Genomic DNA, 3,493 nt, shown 5'->3' with positions numbered 1-3,493 from the left:
GGGAGCAAGCTCCCTCGCCACAAGGGTTCTGCGATCAGCCGTTACCCAGGCAACCCCAACAACCGCCGATTGGACGCCTCATCCGCCGTGACTCCGGCAAAATCATCGAACGCCTTGGCCGTCTTGTTGATCATGTGCCGCTGGATAAACGCCGCGCCTTCGGCCGCACCCTGTTGCGAATCCTTCAGGCAGCATTCCCATTCCAGCACCGCCCAGCCGTCGAAACCGTATTGGGTCAGCTTGCTGAAGATCACCTTGAAATCGATCTGCCCATCACCCAGGGAACGGAACCGGCCCGGGCGATCCACCCAGCCCTGGTAGCCGCCATAGACGCCGGAACGGGCGTCGGGGCGAAACTCGGCGTCCTTGACGTGGAACATGCGGATGCGTGCGTGGTAGCGGTCGATGAAGCCCAGGTAGTCCATCTGTTGCAGCAGCAAGTGGCTGGGGTCGTAAAGGATGGCGGCCCGTGGATGGTGGTCGACCGCCTCGAGGAAGCGCTCGAACGAGGCGCCGTCGTGCAGGTCTTCGCCGGGGTGGATTTCGTAGCACAGGTCCACGCCCGCCGCATCGAAGCAATCGAGGATCGGCCGCCAACGCCGGGCCAGTTCGGCAAAGCCTTGCTCGACCAGGCCCGAGGGGCGCTGCGGCCAGGGGTACATGTACGGCCACAACAACGCACCGGAAAACGTCGCGTGGGCCTTGAGACCCAGGCGCTGGCTGGCGCGGGCCGCCAGTTTCAGTTGCTCGATGGCCCACTCGGTACGCGCCTGGGGCTGGCCGCGCAGGTGGGCCGGGGCGAAGTCGTCAAACAACGCATCGAACGCCGGATGCACCGCCACCAATTGGCCTTGCAAGTGCGTCGACAATTCGCTGATCTCGACGCCGGCCGCTGCGCACGTGGCCTTGAGTTCGTCGCAATAGGCCTGGCTCTCGGCGGCCCGGGCCAGGTCGATGTAACGCGTGCCCAGCGTCGGCACCTGGATGGCTTTGTAGCCCTGCGAAGCGGCCCATCGGGCGATGTTCGCCAAGCTGTCGAACGGTGCTTCATCGGACATGAACTGCGCCAGGAAAATCGCCGGCCCGCGCAGGCCGCGCAATGTTTGGTCGAGAGTCTTCACAGCTGCGATTCTCCGGTTTCCAGCGTGGTCCACTTTGCCTCGCCACGGTGATTGATGATGGCGGCCTCGATAAACGCCATGCCGCGCAAGCCGGTTTTGATGCCAGATACGCCCGGCACATCAGGGCCTTCGACCCGGGCACGAATGGCCTGGGCGAAATCGCCGTAGAGGTTGGCCATCGCCTCCAGATAACCCTCCGGATGCCCCGCCGGCAGACGCATCCGCCGAGTCGCCGCTTCACACAGCCAAGGCTGGCCGACACCACTGCGCAGGACGCGCAGCGGTTGGTCGAAGGCACGATGGATCAGGCTCGACGGTTCTTCCTGGCGCCACTCCAGCGCGCCTTTGTCGCCATAGACGCGGATTTTCAGCGGGTTCTCTTCACCGGTGCAGACCTGGCTGGCGAGCAACACGCCGCTGGCGCCGCCCTCCATCTTGAATAGCATCGCGGCGTCATCGTCCAACTGCCGGCCCGGAACATGGCTGCCCAACGCGGCGCAAAGCTGCTGGATCGGTTGGTCCGCGACGAACTCAGCCAGGGAAAACGCGTGGGTGCCGATGTCGCCGATGCAACCACCCAAGCCAGACCGGGCCGGATCATCACGCCATTCGGCCTGCTTGTTGCCTTGGGCGGCGAGGTCCTGGCTGAGCCAGCCCTGGGGGTATTCGACAAACACTTTGCGCACCTGGCCTATCACGCCCGAACGCACCATTTCCCGGGCCTGCCAGACCATGGGATAGCCCAGGTAAGTGTGGGCCAGGCCGTAGAGGCAACGACTTTCTTGCAGCACGTCCCTCAAGGCCAGCAGCTCCTTGAGATTCAGCGCGGCGGGCTTCTCGCTGAACACGTGGAAGCCGGCCTTCAACGCCTGACTGGCAATCGGCGCGTGGAGGTGATTGGGCGTGACGATCACCAGCAATTCCATGCGCTGATCCAGCGGCAGCAGCGCTTCGTCGTCGAGCATCTGTTGCCAGTCGTGGTAACAACGCGATGCCGCCAGCCCCAACGCCGCGCCGGTCTGCCGGTTGTTGTGGGGATCGCGGCTGAACGCGCCGCACACCAGCTCGAAACCGCCGTCCAGGCCCGCGGCCTGACGATGGGCCTGGCCGATGAATGCGCCCTCCCCACCGCCGACGAAGCCCATTCTTATTTTCGGTGCTACAGGATTCATCGCGATTCTCTTCTGTCCGGATCGATGATGTAACCGGTTACATCATGACGGGAATCTAGGCTGGGTTTTGTCGCCTGTCAAACGCGATGGAACAGGCTTGAGATGTGTCGGGCGACAAACCTGCGGTAAGCTCGCCGCCATGCCTGGGTCGCCAGGCGCCGAATCGAGGTGCCCTTGTCCAACATCCGTGAAGTGGCCCGGCTGGCCGGTGTGTCGGTGGCCACGGTGTCCAGAACACTGAAATCTCCCGAACGCGTGCTGCCCGAGACCCGGGACAAGGTCAACGCAGCGGTACTCCAGGCCGGCTATCGACCGAACCTGATGGCAGTGCAGTTTCGCTCCCGGCGCACCGGCAACCTGGTGATCCTCGTGCCGAAAATCGCCAACACGTTTTTCGCCCGGGTCATCAGCGGCGCCCAACAAGCGGCGCAAGCGGCCGGCTATCGGCTACTGCTGTGCGACACCCAGGGCCGCGAAGCCATCGAGCAGGAATTCGCGGCGCTGGTCTACGCCCACCAGGCCGACGGGGTGATCCAACTGCGCGCCTGCGACCCCTTCGCCTCACTGCCTCCTGGCACCGACGCGCTGCCGCTGGTCAACGCCTGCGAGGTGGTCAAGGACGCGCCCTACCCGACCATCAGCCTGGACAACCACGGTGCCGCGCGCGCCATGACCGAGCACTTGATCAGACTCGGCCATCGTCGCATCGGCATCATCAAGGGCCCGCGCAGCAGCCCGCTGACCCTCGACCGCGTGGCCGGTTACCAGGACGCCTTGCGCAACGCCGGCATTGTTCTTGACCCTGAACTGGTCTGCCACGGCGACTTCACCCTCAAGGCCGGCTACGACGGCGCCGGGACAATGCTCGCCTTGGCCGATCGTCCCAGCGCGCTGTTCTGCGAGAACGACGAAATGGCCATCGGCGCGCTCAAGCGCATCAAGCAGATGGGCCTGCGGGTGCCCGAGGATATTTCCCTGGTGGGTTTTGACGACATTCCGTTCGCCGCGTATTGCGATCCTCCGTTGACGACCATTTCCCAACCGGCTGAAACTTTTGGCAACAAAGCCGTTGAGATGCTGATTGCCTTGATCGAGAAGCGGCCCATCGCCCAGCGGCATGTGCTGTTGCCGTTCGAGTTGACCGTGCGGGGCAGTTCGGCGGCGCGGATAGTTGGGAGCAAAACAACGCACCGCTGATGC

The 3,493-nt window shown here is 64.1% G+C and carries 3 protein-coding genes; 1 reads left to right on the top strand and 2 read right to left on the bottom strand.

Features of this window, described 5'->3' with window-relative positions:
• Window positions 1–41: 41 nt before the first annotated feature.
• Entirely contained in the window at window positions 42–1,121 is a 1,080-nt protein-coding gene (locus OC610_RS23590; RefSeq protein WP_264431260.1) for a sugar phosphate isomerase/epimerase family protein, read from the bottom strand.
• Window positions 1,118–2,293 carry a Gfo/Idh/MocA family protein gene (locus OC610_RS23585; protein WP_264431259.1) on the bottom strand — a complete coding sequence of 392 codons (1,176 nt, stop codon included), beginning with the start codon at window positions 2,291–2,293 and terminating at the stop codon, window positions 1,118–1,120. The genes OC610_RS23590 and OC610_RS23585 overlap by 4 nt, the downstream gene beginning before the upstream one ends.
• Window positions 2,294–2,467: 174 nt before the next feature.
• Here OC610_RS23585 and OC610_RS23580 point away from each other — a divergent pair, with 174 nt between their 5' ends.
• Window positions 2,468–3,490 carry a LacI family DNA-binding transcriptional regulator gene (locus OC610_RS23580; protein ID WP_264431258.1) on the top strand — a complete coding sequence of 341 codons (1,023 nt, stop codon included), beginning with the start codon at window positions 2,468–2,470 and terminating at the stop codon, window positions 3,488–3,490.
• Window positions 3,491–3,493: the final 3 nt, after the last annotated feature.

The sequence above is a fragment of the Pseudomonas agronomica genome (genome assembly GCF_025917275.1).
GTDB classification, from domain to species: Bacteria; Pseudomonadota; Gammaproteobacteria; order Pseudomonadales; family Pseudomonadaceae; genus Aquipseudomonas; species Aquipseudomonas agronomica.
The sequence above is the reverse complement of the archived record's forward strand: the minus strand, read 5'-3'. Positions and strand labels throughout refer to the sequence as shown.